The 14,525-nt window shown below is 70.1% G+C and carries 16 protein-coding genes; all 16 read left to right on the top strand.

The features are described from left to right. Window positions 1-15: 15 nt before the first annotated feature. The 16 genes from ABEA15_RS02505 (at window position 16) to ABEA15_RS02430 (ending at window position 14,519) form a co-directional block, all read left to right on the top strand. Window positions 16-1,092 (top strand): major capsid protein, encoded by a 1,077-nt coding sequence (locus ABEA15_RS02505; protein ID WP_345555291.1) that lies wholly within the window; start codon window positions 16-18, stop codon window positions 1,090-1,092. A 2-nt stretch (window positions 1,093-1,094) separates the two neighbouring features. Beyond that, window positions 1,095-1,403 carry a hypothetical protein gene (locus ABEA15_RS02500; RefSeq protein ID WP_345555290.1) on the top strand — a complete coding sequence of 103 codons (309 nt, stop codon included), beginning with the start codon at window positions 1,095-1,097 and terminating at the stop codon, window positions 1,401-1,403. Window positions 1,404-1,412: 9 nt separating this feature from the next. Further along, a complete protein-coding gene (locus ABEA15_RS02495) occupies window positions 1,413-1,817 on the top strand; it encodes a hypothetical protein (RefSeq protein ID WP_345555289.1) in 405 nt (134 codons plus the stop codon). After that, the gene (locus tag ABEA15_RS02490) at window positions 1,796-2,236 is read left to right on the top strand and encodes a hypothetical protein (protein WP_345555288.1); all 441 of its coding nucleotides are present in this window, start codon (window positions 1,796-1,798) and stop codon (window positions 2,234-2,236) included. The genes ABEA15_RS02495 and ABEA15_RS02490 overlap by 22 nt, the downstream gene beginning before the upstream one ends. Before the next feature lie 3 nt (window positions 2,237-2,239). Next, a complete protein-coding gene (locus ABEA15_RS02485; protein ID WP_345555287.1) occupies window positions 2,240-2,623 on the top strand; it encodes a hypothetical protein in 384 nt (127 codons plus the stop codon). A gap of 10 nt (window positions 2,624-2,633) precedes the next feature. Next, window positions 2,634-2,912: a hypothetical protein gene (locus ABEA15_RS02480; RefSeq protein WP_345555286.1), complete on the top strand. Its 279-nt coding sequence runs from the start codon at window positions 2,634-2,636 to the stop codon at window positions 2,910-2,912. Continuing rightward, window positions 2,902-3,171, top strand: a complete 270-nt coding sequence (locus ABEA15_RS02475; RefSeq protein WP_345555285.1) for a hypothetical protein — start codon at window positions 2,902-2,904, stop codon at window positions 3,169-3,171. Before ABEA15_RS02480 ends, ABEA15_RS02475 begins: the two co-directional genes overlap by 11 nt. A gap of 13 nt (window positions 3,172-3,184) precedes the next feature. Further along, window positions 3,185-3,610 carry a hypothetical protein gene (locus ABEA15_RS02470; RefSeq protein ID WP_345555284.1) on the top strand — a complete coding sequence of 142 codons (426 nt, stop codon included), beginning with the start codon at window positions 3,185-3,187 and terminating at the stop codon, window positions 3,608-3,610. Window positions 3,611-3,703: 93 nt separating this feature from the next. Further along, window positions 3,704-4,534 carry an Ig-like domain-containing protein gene (locus ABEA15_RS02465; protein WP_345555283.1) on the top strand — a complete coding sequence of 277 codons (831 nt, stop codon included), beginning with the start codon at window positions 3,704-3,706 and terminating at the stop codon, window positions 4,532-4,534. 94 nt (window positions 4,535-4,628) lie between these two features. Next, window positions 4,629-4,982, top strand: coding sequence for a hypothetical protein (locus tag ABEA15_RS02460; RefSeq protein WP_345555282.1), 354 nt, complete (start codon window positions 4,629-4,631; stop codon window positions 4,980-4,982). A gap of 95 nt (window positions 4,983-5,077) precedes the next feature. Further along, complete coding sequence (locus tag ABEA15_RS02455) at window positions 5,078-5,368, top strand: hypothetical protein (protein WP_345555281.1); 291 nt, start codon at window positions 5,078-5,080, stop codon at window positions 5,366-5,368. A 10-nt stretch (window positions 5,369-5,378) separates the two neighbouring features. Then, window positions 5,379-8,819: a hypothetical protein gene (locus ABEA15_RS02450; protein WP_345555280.1), complete on the top strand. Its 3,441-nt coding sequence runs from the start codon at window positions 5,379-5,381 to the stop codon at window positions 8,817-8,819. Next, complete coding sequence (locus ABEA15_RS02445) at window positions 8,812-9,693, top strand: phage tail family protein (protein WP_345555279.1); 882 nt, start codon at window positions 8,812-8,814, stop codon at window positions 9,691-9,693. The genes ABEA15_RS02450 and ABEA15_RS02445 overlap by 8 nt, the downstream gene beginning before the upstream one ends. Before the next feature lie 13 nt (window positions 9,694-9,706). Next, the gene (locus ABEA15_RS02440; RefSeq protein ID WP_345555278.1) at window positions 9,707-10,717 is read left to right on the top strand and encodes a hypothetical protein; all 1,011 of its coding nucleotides are present in this window, start codon (window positions 9,707-9,709) and stop codon (window positions 10,715-10,717) included. Then, window positions 10,714-12,588, top strand: a complete 1,875-nt coding sequence (locus ABEA15_RS02435) for a phage tail family protein (RefSeq protein ID WP_345555277.1) — start codon at window positions 10,714-10,716, stop codon at window positions 12,586-12,588. The genes ABEA15_RS02440 and ABEA15_RS02435 overlap by 4 nt, the downstream gene beginning before the upstream one ends. Continuing rightward, window positions 12,588-14,519 carry a hypothetical protein gene (locus ABEA15_RS02430; RefSeq protein ID WP_345555276.1) on the top strand — a complete coding sequence of 644 codons (1,932 nt, stop codon included), beginning with the start codon at window positions 12,588-12,590 and terminating at the stop codon, window positions 14,517-14,519. The genes ABEA15_RS02435 and ABEA15_RS02430 overlap by 1 nt, the downstream gene beginning before the upstream one ends. Window positions 14,520-14,525 lie beyond the last annotated feature (6 nt).

Here is a 14,525-nt window from a genome sequence, read left to right as displayed (position 1 = left end):
CGCTAGGAGACTCCCATGCCGCAGACGCTGGCTCAGGCCCAGCTCAACACCCAGGATGACGTGAACTACGCCGTCATCGACAACCTCCGCCGCTACAGCTGGCTGCTGGACCAGGTCGTGTTCGACGACACCGTCACCCCCGGCACCGGCGGCGGCTCCCTGGTTTACGCCTACACCCGGCTGCTGGCGCCCCGCGGTGCCGCGTTCCGCGCATGGAACAGCGACTACACCGCCGACGAGGCGACCCGTGAGCGCGGCTCGGTGGAGCTCCACCCCCTCGGCGGATCCTTCGAGGTGGACCGTGTCCTCGCGGAGCTGGGGCAGGCTTCCACCAACGAGGTCACGTTCCAGATGCAGCAGCTGCTCACCTCGGTGCGCGCGAAGTTCCAGCAGGAGCTGGTGCTGGGCGACACCGCGGTGGACGCCAACGGGTTCGACGGCCTCGACAAGCTGCTGACCGGTCAGGCCACCGAGTACAAGCCGATCACCGAGGATCCCGACGGTGAGGGTTTCCTCGATTGGACGGCCGGAACGATCAACTCGCAGGCGCTGGCGATGGCAGCGCTGGACGTGCTCGACGACTTCCTGTCGCGGATCGTCCCGTCGACCACCGGTGGTGGCGACCTGGGCGCCCCTGGTGCGCTGCCTCCGGGCCAGAAGGCGATCCTCGGTAACACCACGTCCATCACCCGGGTTCGGGCGCTGGCCCGGTGGGCGGGCATGTACACCGCCGCGAAGGACGAGCTGGGCCGGCAGGTGGAGATGTACGGGCCGTGGACGCTGGTGAACATCGGCGACAACATGACCGGTGCGGCGCCGATCATCCCGATCGAGTCGCGTGACGCTGACGAGGACGGCGGGACCACCCCGGCGGTGGGTGGCCTGACTGACCTGTACGCGGTGTCCTTCGGCCTGGACTCGTTCCACGGCGCGAGCGTGGCGGGTCGCAGCCTGGTCAACACCTACATGCCGCCGTTCGACCTGCCCGGTGTCGTGAAGAAGGGCGAGATCGAGATGGGCCCGGTCGCCGCGGTGCTCCGCAACGTCAAGTCGTGTGGGGTGCTGCGCAACATCAAGGTCTCCGGGGCCTGATCATGGCGCGGTTCAAGATCACCGCGCCGGACGGGCGGTTCGAGGGGATCGTGGGTGGCGCCCGCTTTATCGAGGGCGCCACCACCGTGCCCGAGGGTCACCCGGCGCTGGGGTACTGCCAGCGGCGCGGCTACACCGTTGAGCCTGCCGGCGGGCAGGCGTCCGCCTCGTCCGCGCCTGTGCGGCCGGCGGATGCGGATCGCAAGGCTGCCTGGGTGGCCTACGTCGCCGCGACGTCGGACCTGTCGGAGGCTGAGGCCAACGACATGACCAAGTCCGAACTCATCGAACTCGCCGACAGCGAGCAGTAGCGGGGGGCCGTGGTGGTGCAGCCGGTGTATGCGACCGCGCAGGAGTGGGTGGACTACTCGGAGCTGTCGGCCGAGCCCGCCCGCGCCTCCTTCTGGCTGCGCCGGGCCTCCCGTGATGTGGATGTGGCGCTGATCGGCGTCGTGTACGAGGTCGACAGCGTCACGCAGCAGCCCGCCGACGCGGACGTGGCGGAGGCTCTACAGCAGGCCACCATCGAGCAGGCCGACATGCTGGTCGCCGTGAACGACCCCACCGGGGCCAAGTCCAGGTGGGACAGCGTGTCGGTGGGTCAGGTCACCTACAAGCGGCGCGGCGGGTCGGCGGGCGACGACGTCAAGTTGTCGTCCGCGGCCGCCGACATCCTCCGCCTGCAAGGACTCACACCGCAGGTGTGGACCGCGGGGTGGTGCTGATGGCGCTCCCGTTCGCCACCGACGACCTGGTGTTCCTGCGCGCACCCAAGGTCAAGGACGCCTACGGGTCCACCAGCCGCAAGACGAAGGACTGGGCCAACGCCATGCGGGCGACCCCGGTGCGCGGGGTCGCCCAGCCCGACGCCGCCACCCTCGGCGCGTCCCTGGCCACCAAGGAGGACCACTCCGGCGGCCGGGAACAGATCGAGACCACGCAGCGGGTGTGGGTCGACGACACCATCGTCCTCGAATGGATCGACCCGCCAGCCGGAGCCGACACCGACCCGTGGATCAAGGAGACCGACGGCGTCGAGGTCGACGGCCGCGTGTACGCCCTCAACGGGGAGGCGCTGGCGATGCCGGACCCGATCGGCGGGCTCGGGCACCTGGTCATGAAGGCCATCCGCGTCAAGGGGTGAACCATGGGCCGGGTCGTCATCAACCAGGCGTTCGTGAACAGCCTCGGGTCGTACAAGCCGGTCGATCGGGACCTGGAGCGCCGCGCGCACCGGGTGGCGTCGATGGCGCGCGGCCGAGGCCCCATCAAAACCGGCGCCTACGTCTCCAGCATCGGCGTGGAGCGGCTGAGGCGCCACGGGTACCGGGTCACCGCCAGCGACCGCAAATCCTGGTGGATCGAGCGCGGCACGAAGCCGCACGTCATCCGCCCGAAGGTCAAACAGGCCCTGTGGTGGCCGGGCGCACCCCACCCCATGGCCAAGGTCAACCACCCGGGCACCCGGCCCACACACAACATGGCGGAAGCCCTCGAACTCGCGTCGAGGGGCGTTTCGCACGTCAGATAGGAGACGGCGCATGCCGTATGTGAAGGTCACCTACCCGCACGCCGGCCGGAGGCCGGGCGATGTGGTGAGCGTGTCGTCGGAGGAGGCTGCCCGCCGCAAGCGCGACGGCACCGCCCGCGCCGCAGAGGCCCCCAAGCCCGAACCCAAGGCGCCGGTCAAGGCCAAGCCTGCGGAGACACCGAAGCCGGCCGAGCCCGGCGGCGGATCGACCGCCGCGGCAACCGCGCGCGGCCGCACCAGGAAGGCCGACGACACCAGCGAGGACAAGGGCGCCGGCAGTGAAAGCTGACCGCACGACGCCCTCCACGCCGGAGGTGATCCGGGTGGAGCGCACCGGCGACACCCTGCGCGTCCTCATCGACGGCGTGGAGCTGCCGTGCGAGGTCGACCCATCCGGGGTGCAGTCCATGGTCGTGGCCGGCGCCCAGCCCGGCATCACGGTGCACCTGCCCGCCCGCCGGGTGGAGGTGGTCGACGCCATGGAGGGCCGGGTGTCGGATGCGCGTCGCAGCGAGGCCCGCGACTACCTGAACAAGCTCGCACCCTGACGGGGAGGTGGCCGTGCCTGCCCCGTTCGTGCTGTTCGGCGACCCTCTCCTGGTGGCCACCACCTACCTGCGCGACGTGCTCGGCGCCGCGGCCACCGAGGTGGCGCACGAACCGCCAGGGCCTGAGGAGTACGCAGCCGCCCTGCCGCTCGTGCTGATCACACAGTTGCCGTCGCCGCCGATGCTCAACCGCTACGCCCTCGACGTGGCCCGCCTCGACGTCGAGGTGCACCACGACGGCGAACTCGCTGACGCCATGGGGTTGGCGCGGTTGGCCAACGCCCACATGCGGGCGCTGGGCGGGCGCACCGTCGAGCTGGTGACCGTGTCCACGGTCCGCAACACCACCACGCCGGAGCCGCGCGAGGACCCCAACGACAGCGTGCGCGTCGCCGGTTTCACCTGCGAGCTGGTGCTGCGCCCCATTCCGCAATCCTGACTCAGGCCTGCACACCTGACCGGTAAGCAAACCCCTGACCCCGCCGCTGTGCGGGGTCAACTTGTGCCCGCACACCGGGCTTGGAGGAGTGACATGGCCGACAACCCGGATGCGCTGAGGTCAGCAGTAGACGGCGGCAAGTGCTACATCGCCCCCACCGGGTCTGTGACGCCCACGGGGATGGCGGCGTTCTCGTCCGCCGAGGGGTGGCGCGACCTCGGGCTCATCTCCACCGAGGGCGTGAACGAGGCCTACGAGGAGGAGCGCATCGAGCGGCGCCCGTGGGGCTACAAGTCCGCGGTGCGCACCGACGTCTCCAGTGCGACGAAGACGTTCTCGTTCACGGCGTGGGAGACCAACGCCTACACGAGGGCGCTCTACGACAACGTTCCCTTCGCCGACGTCAAGGAGCTGACGGGCGGCGTCATCCACTTCCCCGTGAAGCGCCCCGAGGGCCAGCGCGCCTACATGCTCGCGATCGATTCCTTCGACGGCACGAACCACCTGAGGACCATCGTCCCCAAGGCGGAGATCACCACCCGCGGCGAGCAGATGAACAACGCCGAAGAGGTCATCGGCTACAACTTCACGTGGACCGCCTACGAGCTGAGTGACAAGACGCTGTTCGACCGGTATGTCCTCGCGAACGGGGTGTGGCTGCCCATCGAGACCCTCACCGTCTCCGGCACCGCCGAGCTGTCGCTGGCCGGCACCAACACCTCCCAGCTCACCGCGGACGTCACCTACTACAACGAGGACCCGGGCGCCGACGTGGCCTCCGACGCCGATTGGGAGTCCTCCGACCCGGCAATCGCCACAGTGGACGACGCCGGCCTGGTCACCGGTGTGGCCGAGGGTACCGCCACGGTCACCGGCACCTACCGGGGCCTGTCGGACTCCATCGAGATCACCGTCGCGGCCTAACCCCCATGATCGGGCGGCCGGGGCGCACCACGTGCAGGCCCGCCCCGGCCGCTCTCACCCCACGGTCTGCACGAGGCCTGCACAGGAGGACCCAGTGACACAGAGCAAGAAGCCCGCACCGGTGAAGGTCGACAACCTGCCGGACCGGCAGGACGCCCAGATCACCGAGGCGATGCGCGAAGATGTCCCCTTCGTCATGGGCGACGGCACCGAGTACGTGTTCAAGCCGGTCATCGACTGGTCGTGGTGGACCCACCGCTCATTCATCGTCGGTGACCAGCCCAACTGGCTGCGGGGCGCCCTCAAGGTGAACGAGGAGAACCTCGACAAGACCATCAAGGCGGTCCTCAACGACCACCCCGGCTACGAACTCGGGCGCATCCACCAGTACTTCGAGGACATGGCCGGGGCCGCCGTGGGGGAAGGCGACAGCTCCTCCGACTCCTAGAGGAGCACCCCGACGCGGTCGAGCTGGACCTCCTCGACCGCGGCCTCGACCTGATCGACTTCTACCGCGGGTCGCCGGCGCTGTCGTGGCGGCGCATGTGCCTGCTGGTGCTGCGGGACATGGACCGGATGCCGCGCACCAAGGCGGCGCTGGCCGGGTTGGACTCCGCGCGCCCGTTCCCGGAGATCAACCAGCAGGTCGCGCTGCTGGACACCCGCATCCAGGCGCTGTACGGGCTGCTGTGGGTCGGCCTGCACCTGAAGGGCAAACCGCCGGGGATCAAGCCGTACCCGATTCCTGAGGCCAAGCAGGTGCGCGAGAAGCCGCAGATGGACCAGCGGCACCTCGACTACTTGAACCGCTTCTCACCAGCACACGCCGCTTAGGGGGTGGACGATGCCCTCTGCCGGCCGCGTGTATGTCGACATCCTGCCGGACTCCAAGCGGTTCGGGCCTGAGCTCCGGTCGAAACTGAAGGCCACAACCAAGGACCTGAAGGTCGACGTCCCTGTCGAGGCCGATACGAGGGCGGCGCTCGCGCGGTTGGTGGGGCTGGAGAAGGCGGCCAACCGGCTCGACGGGCGAACCGTTACGGTCAACGTCCGCACCAAGCAGACCGGTGGCCCCCTCGCTCCGCCGAGTACGGGCGGCCGCGGCGGCAGTGCGCGCGGCGGTGGCGGGCAGTCGTTCACTGGCCTGTCGCCCGCCGCCGGAGCGGGTGCGGCGATCGGCGGCCCCGCCCTGGTGCCCGCGGTGGGCGCTCTCACCGGCGCGCTGGGCGGGCTTGTGTCCGGGTTCAGCGCGGCCACTGCCGGCGCGGGCGCGTTCGCCGCAGCCACCGTGCCCGCAGTGCTCGACGTCGCCGACGTCATCCAGAAGGAAGCGGCCGCCGCCGAGGGCGGCAAGGAGGCCACCAAGGCCTACGAGGAGGCCCTGGCCGGGCTGACCCCGCAGGCCCGCAACACCGTGGACGCGTGGGGGTCGCTGACCGACGCCTACGAGCAGTGGCAGCGCGGCCTGCAGTCCGACACGCTGCCGGTGGTCAACCGCAGCCTCGGGCTTCTGGAGTCGCAGCTGCCGACTCTGACGCCGATCGTGCGGTCGGCCGCCGACGGGTTCGATGAGCTATTGGAGTCGGCCGAGGCGGGGCTGGGTTCGCCGGAGTGGCAGCGGTTCACTGACTTCGCTGCCCGCCAGGCGGGCCCGACCATCGACAGCCTCGGCAAGAGCGCGGGCAACCTCGCGTTGACGGCGACCGGTCTGGTCGTGTCGCTGGAGCCGCTGTGGAACCGGGTTGGCCCCGGCTTCCAGAATCTGACGGCGGACATGGCGGCGTGGGCCAACGAAAGCAGCAACTTCACGGGGTTCATCGATTGGACCATCCAGAACGGGCCGGTGTTCGCGGACACCTTCGGCTCCATCGCGGGTGCGGCTATCGATGTGGGTGTCGCCGTCGCCCCCCTCGGCACGGTCTACGCCAAGGGGCTGGGCCAGTTCGCGGAGGCCGTCTCGTGGGTGGCTGACACCGCGCCGTGGCTGATCCAGGCCGCCGTCGCGTTCGGCACCGCCCGGGCCGCGTTCTCCCTGTTCGGGCGTGTGAACCAAGGGCTGATCCAACCTCTGCGGGAACTGCCCGGCCGCATCCGCGACATGGGCGACTCGTTCTCCTCCGTCACCGCACCTGCTGGCACCGCCACCAAGGCCACTCGCGGGTTCCGCGGCGCGCTCGGCGGAGTGGTCGGCGCCCTCGGAGGCCCGTGGGGCCTGGCGATCACCGCGGGCGTGACGGCTCTCGGGTTCTTCGCCAACGCCAAGGCCGACGCCGCGGCCAAGACCTCGGCGCTCACCTCCGCGATCGAGGCGGACTCCGGCGCCATCGGGGAGAACACCCGCCAGACCGTCGCGATGGCCCTAGAGGATGAAGGTCTGCTGGAGGTGTCCGAGCGCCTCGGCATCGGCATCGGCGAGGTCACCAGTGCCGCCGTGGGCCAAGGCGACGCGATGCAGCGCCTCAACGACAAGATCCTCGACCAGATCAACGCGAACGAGCGGGCCTACGCCCAGGGCGAGCTGACCTATGGCCAGTACTCCACGGCCCGCGACGACCTGGTGACGCTCCAAGAGGCCATCAACGGGCAGAACACGGCCGTCAACGAGGCCACCGCCGCCTACCAGCGTGAGCAGGAAGTCCAGGCCGCTGCCACCGAGCAGCAGGGCATGTACAACACCTCGGTGGGCGCTGGCGCCACGAAGGTCCGCGACCTGCGGACCGCTCTGGACGAGCTGACCTCGGCGAACATCTCGGCGATGCAGTCGGAGATCTCCTTCGAGGAGGCCTTGGACCAGGCGACGGCGGGCATCCAGCAGAACGGGGCGACCCTCAACACCAACACCGAGGCGGGGCGCGCGAACCGCCGCAACCTGATCCAGTTGCGGGATTCGACGCTGGACCACCTCGAATCCATGAGGGCCAACGGCGAGTCCTCCGACGCGATGCGCGACGCCCACGAGCGGGCCCGCAAGAAGTTGATCCAGCTCGCCCGGCAGTCGGGGTTCACCAAACAGGAAGCCAAGGATCTCGCGAACGAGATGCTGGGGTTCCCCAAGGACATCAAGACCCGCATCGGTGTGTCGGCGTCGGGCTCCTGGAGCCTGCAGGACATGAACTCGCCCAACGACCCGTTCAGCCGGTACGGGCGGCAGGGGTTCGGGTACGGGCGCGCGGCCGGCGGCCCCATCTACGGGCCCGGCACCAAGACGTCCGACAGCATCCCGATCTGGGCGTCGCAGGGCGAGTACATGCAGCGCGCCTCCGCCGTGGACTACTACGGCACCGGGGTCATGGACGCCCTCAACGAGCAGCGCATCCCCCGTGAGGCGCTGATGCCGGGGTTCGCCACCGGCGGGTGGATCACCCGGGGTGGCGGTGATACCCCGTGGGATCGCGTGGATGACCACCGCAAGGACACCCGGGAGTCCTACGGGCGGATGCTGCGGCGGCTGATCGACTCCGTGGGTGATGAGGCCGCCGATCAGTTCAAGCAGTACGCCGGCGGGCCGATGGGGGTCGTCCGGCTGGCCAACGAATCGATCGGGAAATACCCGGAGTCCGGCGGCAACAACGTCAACGCGATCACCAGCTGGTATGGGATGAACGGGGCGCCGTGGTGCGCCATGTTCATATCGTGGCTTTTTGCGAAGGCCGGTGCCAGCAAGGCGCTCGGTGGCGCGGCCCGAACTGCATGGACGGGCGATTACTACACGTCCGGAATGAGTCGGGCATCTTACCCTCAACCGGGAGACGTTGCCGTATATGGGACACGGCATGTCAACCTAGTGACCTCGCCCGGTGGCGGCCGCCGCGTCGGTGGCAACCAGAGCGACAACGTCACCGCTGGCCGCAATTACTACGGCGGCACGGTCTTCCGCCCCATGTGGAACCGGGTGGGGTACCGCGACGGCGGCCTGATCGACATCCTCCGCCAGGACGAGCAGGAGGACGGTAGGCACCCACTCCTGGACTACCCGCAGCTGGCAGGGCTCGCCGGCGGCGGCACCGCCCGCGGCTGGACGGTGGTGGGGGAGCAGGGCCCGGAGCTGGCGCGTTTCGACACCTCCGCGCAGGTCTATTCCACGCAGGAGTCCGCGCGGATGCTGGCCGAGGCCGCCCGCGCCGGGTCGTCCGGGGTGCAGGGCGGGGACGGCGCGTCCTCGCCGCTGATCGGCACCTACGAGCAGCACCTTCACAACGGGGAGGCCACGTTCCGCAACGCGTTCTCCGAGGTCAACCACGGTTTGCGGGTGGCCAGGAAGGGCGGGGTGCATTCCGGTGGCTGAACTCGCCGTGAACCAGTTCGAGCTGGACGGGTCGCTGCTGTTCGGCGACCTCACCACCCTGCAGGTCGACAACTTCGAGATCGGCGACGCCGACCAGCGCGACGGCGACACGGTCAACCCGGGCGAGGGCGGAATCCAGTTCGGCCGCGACTTCCGCGACAGCAGGACGCTGACGTGGGAGATCTTCACGGACACCGCTGACGCGGCCGCGTCTCGCGCCGCGCTCGCCGAATTGCGGGCAGCTTGGGACGCCCCCCTGGTGCGGCTCACCTCCCGCGCCGTGGTGCCGCTGCGCATGCGCCAAGCCGGGACATCCACGGTGGTGGTGTACGGGCGGCCGCGGCGCCTGACGGACGCGGGCATGCGCCTGCGCCCGGACGGTGTCACCGACCACGTCGCCACGTTCGTCACCTCAGACCGGCTGTACTACTCCGACACCGAGTACGCGCTGCACCTGAACCTCATCACCGAGGGCGGGTCCGGCATCACCTGGCCCGTCACCTGGCCCATCACCTGGGGTGCGGGAGCGGCCCGCCAGGACGTCGCCCGCAACCTGGGCGAGGCCGCCACCTGGCCGGTGCTGCGCATCGACGGCCCCGTGTCCCAGCCCGCCCTGGCCTACGTCGGCACCGACGCGGCGGTGCGCCTCGACACGACGCTGGCCGCCGGCGAATACGTGGAGATCGACACCCGCCCGTGGGCGCGCACGTGCCTGCGCGGCGACGGCGCCTCTCTGGACGGGAAGCTGCGTGGCTCCCGCATGGCCGAGCTCGCTCTCCCGGTCGGCCAGACCACGATCCGGTTCACCGGCACCGACCTGACCGGGCAGGCCAGCGCCACCGTGCGCTACCGCCACGCCCACACCACACCATGAGCAGGGAGAGCACATGACGCTGCAGGTCGACTCGTGGGCGGTGGCCGGCGCGACGTCCAGCGAGCAGATCGCCCGCCTGAACCAGCAGGCCGCCACCCGCTCGGGCAACGGCGTCCTCGGGTCCGGCGACCTGCGGGTGTCGGAGCTGACAGTGCCGGGCGGGGCCGTTGACGTGGCCGCCGGCGGGTTCGTCGCGCTCGGGCAGGAGGAGACCTTCCAGGGGTCCTACTTCGGCTACAACGTCGGCTCAGCCGAGGTCGCGATCAACCCGACCGCGGGCGCGGTCCGCTCCGACCTGGTGATCCTCCGCGTGGAGGACCCCAACATCGACGGGACGCCGTGGGGCCACAACCCGGCCACGGACAACGTCTACTACTTCCGGGTGATCGAAGGCGTCTCCGGCACGGAGACGGAACTGCCCGCGAACACCACCGGCGTGGTGCTGGCGCGCATCGACATGCCCGCGAACACGGCGGCCGTGGAGCAGGCCTACATCACGGATCTGCGGGAGATGATGGACGCCCGCCGGCAGCGCACCCTGCGTGTGCAGCGCGGCGGCACCAAGTCCAACGGTGTCGACTGGGACGAGGCCGGCAACATCGTCGACCCCGACTTCGAGCGGTGGCCGCAGCACGACTGGACGGTGACGATCCCGTCGTGGGCGACGCAGGTGCAGGTGCTCGCGGACTGGGACAACGCGTTCCTGAAGCCGACGGGGTCGACGGCGGGCACGGAGGACGCGCGCGGACAGCTGTGGATCGGCCTGCTGGGCACCGAGGAGGTCACCACCACGCCCTCGGCCTACAACTTCAACCAGACCAGCACCACGAACGGGTACCGCTGCAGTGCGTCGAACAAGGACCAGATCGACATCCCCGCGGCGTTGCGCGGCCAGACGGTGGATGTGCGCATGTACGTCATGGGCACCGCCGGGCAGAACGGGCGGCTGGTCGCCGACGAGTGGGCGAACTTCAGTGTTGACCTGGAGTTCCTTGAGGTTCCGGCGCCCGAGGCGTCGCTGTGACCTTCGTCGGCGCCGCCTCTGCGGGTGACTTCGTCGACCAGGTGACGGTGGCGGTCCCGGCGGGTGTGGCCGACGGCGACCGCCTGCTGCTGCTGGTCACGAGCAACGACGCCCAGGGCATCACCCCGCCGCCGGGCTGGGATCTGGTGTTGGAGTCGGTGTTCGAGGGCAACAACGTCGGCAACTGGGTCTACGAGCGCGAAGCGTCCTCGGAGCCCGCGGACTACACGATCGGGTTCGGGGCGGCGCACTGGCAGTTCGCGGTGCTCGCGGCGTGGCGCGGCCACGCCCCGGTGTCTGTCGTGGAGCACGTCAACGACCCCGACACCACCACCATCGACCTGCCCAGCGTGGACGCCCCGGCGGGCGCGGTGCTGGTGGCGTTCGGGTTCAACTGGAACGACACCCCCAAAGCGTGGTCGCCGACCGGGCTCAGCGAGGTCGCGAACCTCTCCCGCGCGATCATCGCCGCCTACGAGCAGCCGCCCGCCGGGCCCACCGAGCCATACACGCTCACCGCCGACACCACCGGGGTCATGGCCGCCACAGCGATCCTGCTGCCTGCCCTGCCGACGGTGCACCCGGTGGCGACCCCCGAGCGGGGCGAGGCGGACCCGGCGCCGCTGTGGCGCTACTACGCCCAGCGGGTGCTGACCGGGGAGTGGCTGCACCGTGAGCTGCCGCTGTCGGGGGTGCAGATCACCCCGTCGCTGTCGGGCCCGTATGAGATCCGCGCGGAGATCGACCCCGTCTACAAGGAGCTGCTCGCCGAGGATGGCCTGCCGATCCTTGAGGAGCACTCCACGCTGATCTTCGCGGAGGCGGCGGGGGAGCTGCGGGGCGGCGGGATTCTCACCCGGGCGGATCCGCTCGGCGACAAGTTGGACCTGGAGATCGACGGGTTCACCAGCTACGCCACGGACCAGCCGCTCACGAGCACGCTCACGTGGGGTGGGTCGGACGACGGCACCACCGGGCACGGGGTCGACCCGCTGACCGTGGTCCGCGCGCTGTGGGACCACCTGCAAGCACAGCCGGACGGTGACCTCGGCGTCACCTACACCCCCACCAGCACGGACTACAGCCTGGGGGAGTGGCACAACGCCCGCGCGCTCGACGAAGACGGAAGCCTGGGCGACGACCCCAAGCAGGTCGAAGACCCGCCGATCCCGATCGACAAGGTGTGGACGAAGAAGGATAAGAAACCCGTCGCCGCCAAAGGCAAGACGGTGTGGTGGCGGTACCGGCTGGCGTGGTGGGACAGCGTCGACATCGGCCGCCACGTCGAGGAGCTTGCGAAGCAGGCCCCGTTCGACTACCGCGAGTCCTATCGGTGGGCCGACGACTCCAAGGAGTCGGTGGTCATGGAACTCCAGTTCGGCTACCCGAGGCTGGGGCGCCGCAGCGGCCGCCGGTTCGTGCAGGACGAGAACGTGTCCGAGCTGGTGGCGGTCAGCCGCGACACCAGCGAGTGGGCGAACGAGGTCATCGCCCTCGGCAGCGGCGAGGGCTCGAAGCAGGTCCGCGCGACCGCGCGGATCCGCGACGGGCGGCTGCGCACCGCGCGCACCATCGACCGCCCCGAGATCTCCAACAAGGCCAGCCTGAAGGCGCAGGCCACGGACGAGCTGCTGCGGTATTACCACCTCGACGACATCACGAAGTTCACGATCCACGGCGACCACCCCAACGCGCCGATCGGGACGTTCGAGCCGGGCGATGACGTGCAGGTGGAGTGCTACGCGTGGGGCCGCTGGGTGCGACTGTGGGTGCGGATCCTCTCCTACACCTATGACCCCGACGACCCCTCGGGTCAGATCACCGTCACCTGCTCCCGCAGCGACCGGTTCCGGTACGGAGGTGCCATCTGATGGACCCGCAGACGCAGGCGGTCCTGCAGGAGTACCAGCGCATCTTCCTGCGAATGGAGCGGCGCCTGGACGCGGTGGAGCGCGGCAACCGCCGCCCCCAGCTGGCGCACTCCAGCCTGGAGGACGGCCAGTCGCTGGAGGTCCGCGACGAGTCCGGCACGGTGCGCCAGCGCATCGGATGGCTCCCCGACGGCACGGTAGGCCTGTCGGCCGAGAGCGGAGACCCGCCGCCGGCGCCGACCGCCCCGGCCGTCACCCCCTCGCTGGGCGGGCTGCGCGTCACCTGGGACGGCCAGCTCGCCAACGACCTCGCGCTGCCCGGCGACTTCGCGCACGTGGCGGTGCACGTCTCCACCACCAGCGGGTTCGAGCCCTCCGCGGCGACGTTCGTCGGCACCATCACCCAGTCCGGTGACGGCGGAGCGTACCCGGTGGTCCCGCTGCCCTACGTCGAGCACTACGTGCGGCTGGTGGGCGTCAATACCAGCGGTATCGCCGGTGCGGCGTCGACGGAGACGGCGGGCACTCCGCTGCAGGCCGCCGAGACCGACATCGGCCCGAACAGCATCACCACGGGCATGCTGCAGGCGGGTGTGGTGACCGCGGACAAGTTCGCGGCGCTCATCGTCTACGCCTCCCGGATGGTGTCCGGGGACCCCAATGGGGCCAGGGTGGAGACCAACCCCGACGGTTTCCGCGCCTACGGTCCGCTCGGTGAGCTGACGGTGGCCATCGACGCCGCCACCGGCAGTGCGGCGTTCACCGGCACCATCACCGGCTCGGTCATCTCTGGGTCCACGATCGAGATCGGTGAGGACGTCGCCGGCTCGAATTACGGTGTGATCGAGGAGACCGGAACAGGGGTGGTGCGCACCCGCATGTCGTCGATGTCGGGGGCCCGCGCCCAACTCGCGGCGCTGGACGGGCAGGCTGAGTTTTCGGTGTGGGGCGACGACGCGGACCCCAACACCACCGTCGGCGGGGTGCTCGCCGACCCCAACGAGGCCACGTTCGTCCTGTACTCCGACTCGGCGCTGCAGACGGCCGCCCCGTACTCGGCGATGTCGGCGACGGCCGGGGAGGCGTTCTCCCGGCATCAGGCGCCGAACGGGTCGCAGGTGCAGATCAGCGCCTCCGATGCCCACACGGAGGTGTCGGTGACCCCGCAGGACTCCGTGGCGGAGCCCGCGATCGCCGTGCCGGGGGCCCTGTATTCGTTCCGCAGCTCCACCGGGGAGGTTCCCCGGGTGACGGTGCAGTCGCCGCGCGTGGACACCGGGCCGGGCGCGGGTCTGCGGTCACTGTTCTTCTTGGACGGGACGACGTCGGCGCGGGAGTATGCGCGCGCGGAGCTGTATGCCCGCCGGATCGTACTGTCCTCCGACTACGACGGGATCGCGGAGGCCACGTCGACTGAACCCGGCGTGCTGTTCCTGGATCCCACGCACACGATCGCGTCGGAGCGCCACGCCCCGAAAACGACGGCGATGCAGGCGCAGCCGAGTGCGACCGGGACCGGCGACTGGGTGGATTTCACCAGCGACCAGTTCCCGGCGCTGCCGTTCACCGCCCCCTGGTCGGGCCGCGTCAAAGTGGTGATCAACATGTGCGGCTACAACTACGGCAGCACGAACGCCACCTTGGCGACCGGGTTCAGACTCAGCGGTGCGGGCACGCTCGCCGCGGACCTCAAACGCTCCGCGATGGTGCGCTGCCCCCAGTCCGACGTCGCCTCCCGCGGCGCAGCGGGCCGCACCGCCTCCGCCACCATCTACCTGCAGCTCGCCGGGAACGCCGACTACACGCTCACCCCCACCTGGCGCACCTCCACCACCTACGACTGGAACCGCACCGACGCCTCCGGCGGCGACATCAGCCAGGCCTATGACCTGCTGTACCCCAATGACATCACCGTCGAGCCCATGATGTGAGGTGGC

Source organism: Streptomonospora halophila (assembly GCF_039542725.1).
Taxonomy (GTDB): Bacteria; Actinomycetota; Actinomycetes; order Streptosporangiales; family Streptosporangiaceae; genus Streptomonospora; species Streptomonospora halophila.
Note: the sequence above shows the minus strand (reverse complement) of the source record. Positions and strands in the feature narration are given on the sequence as shown.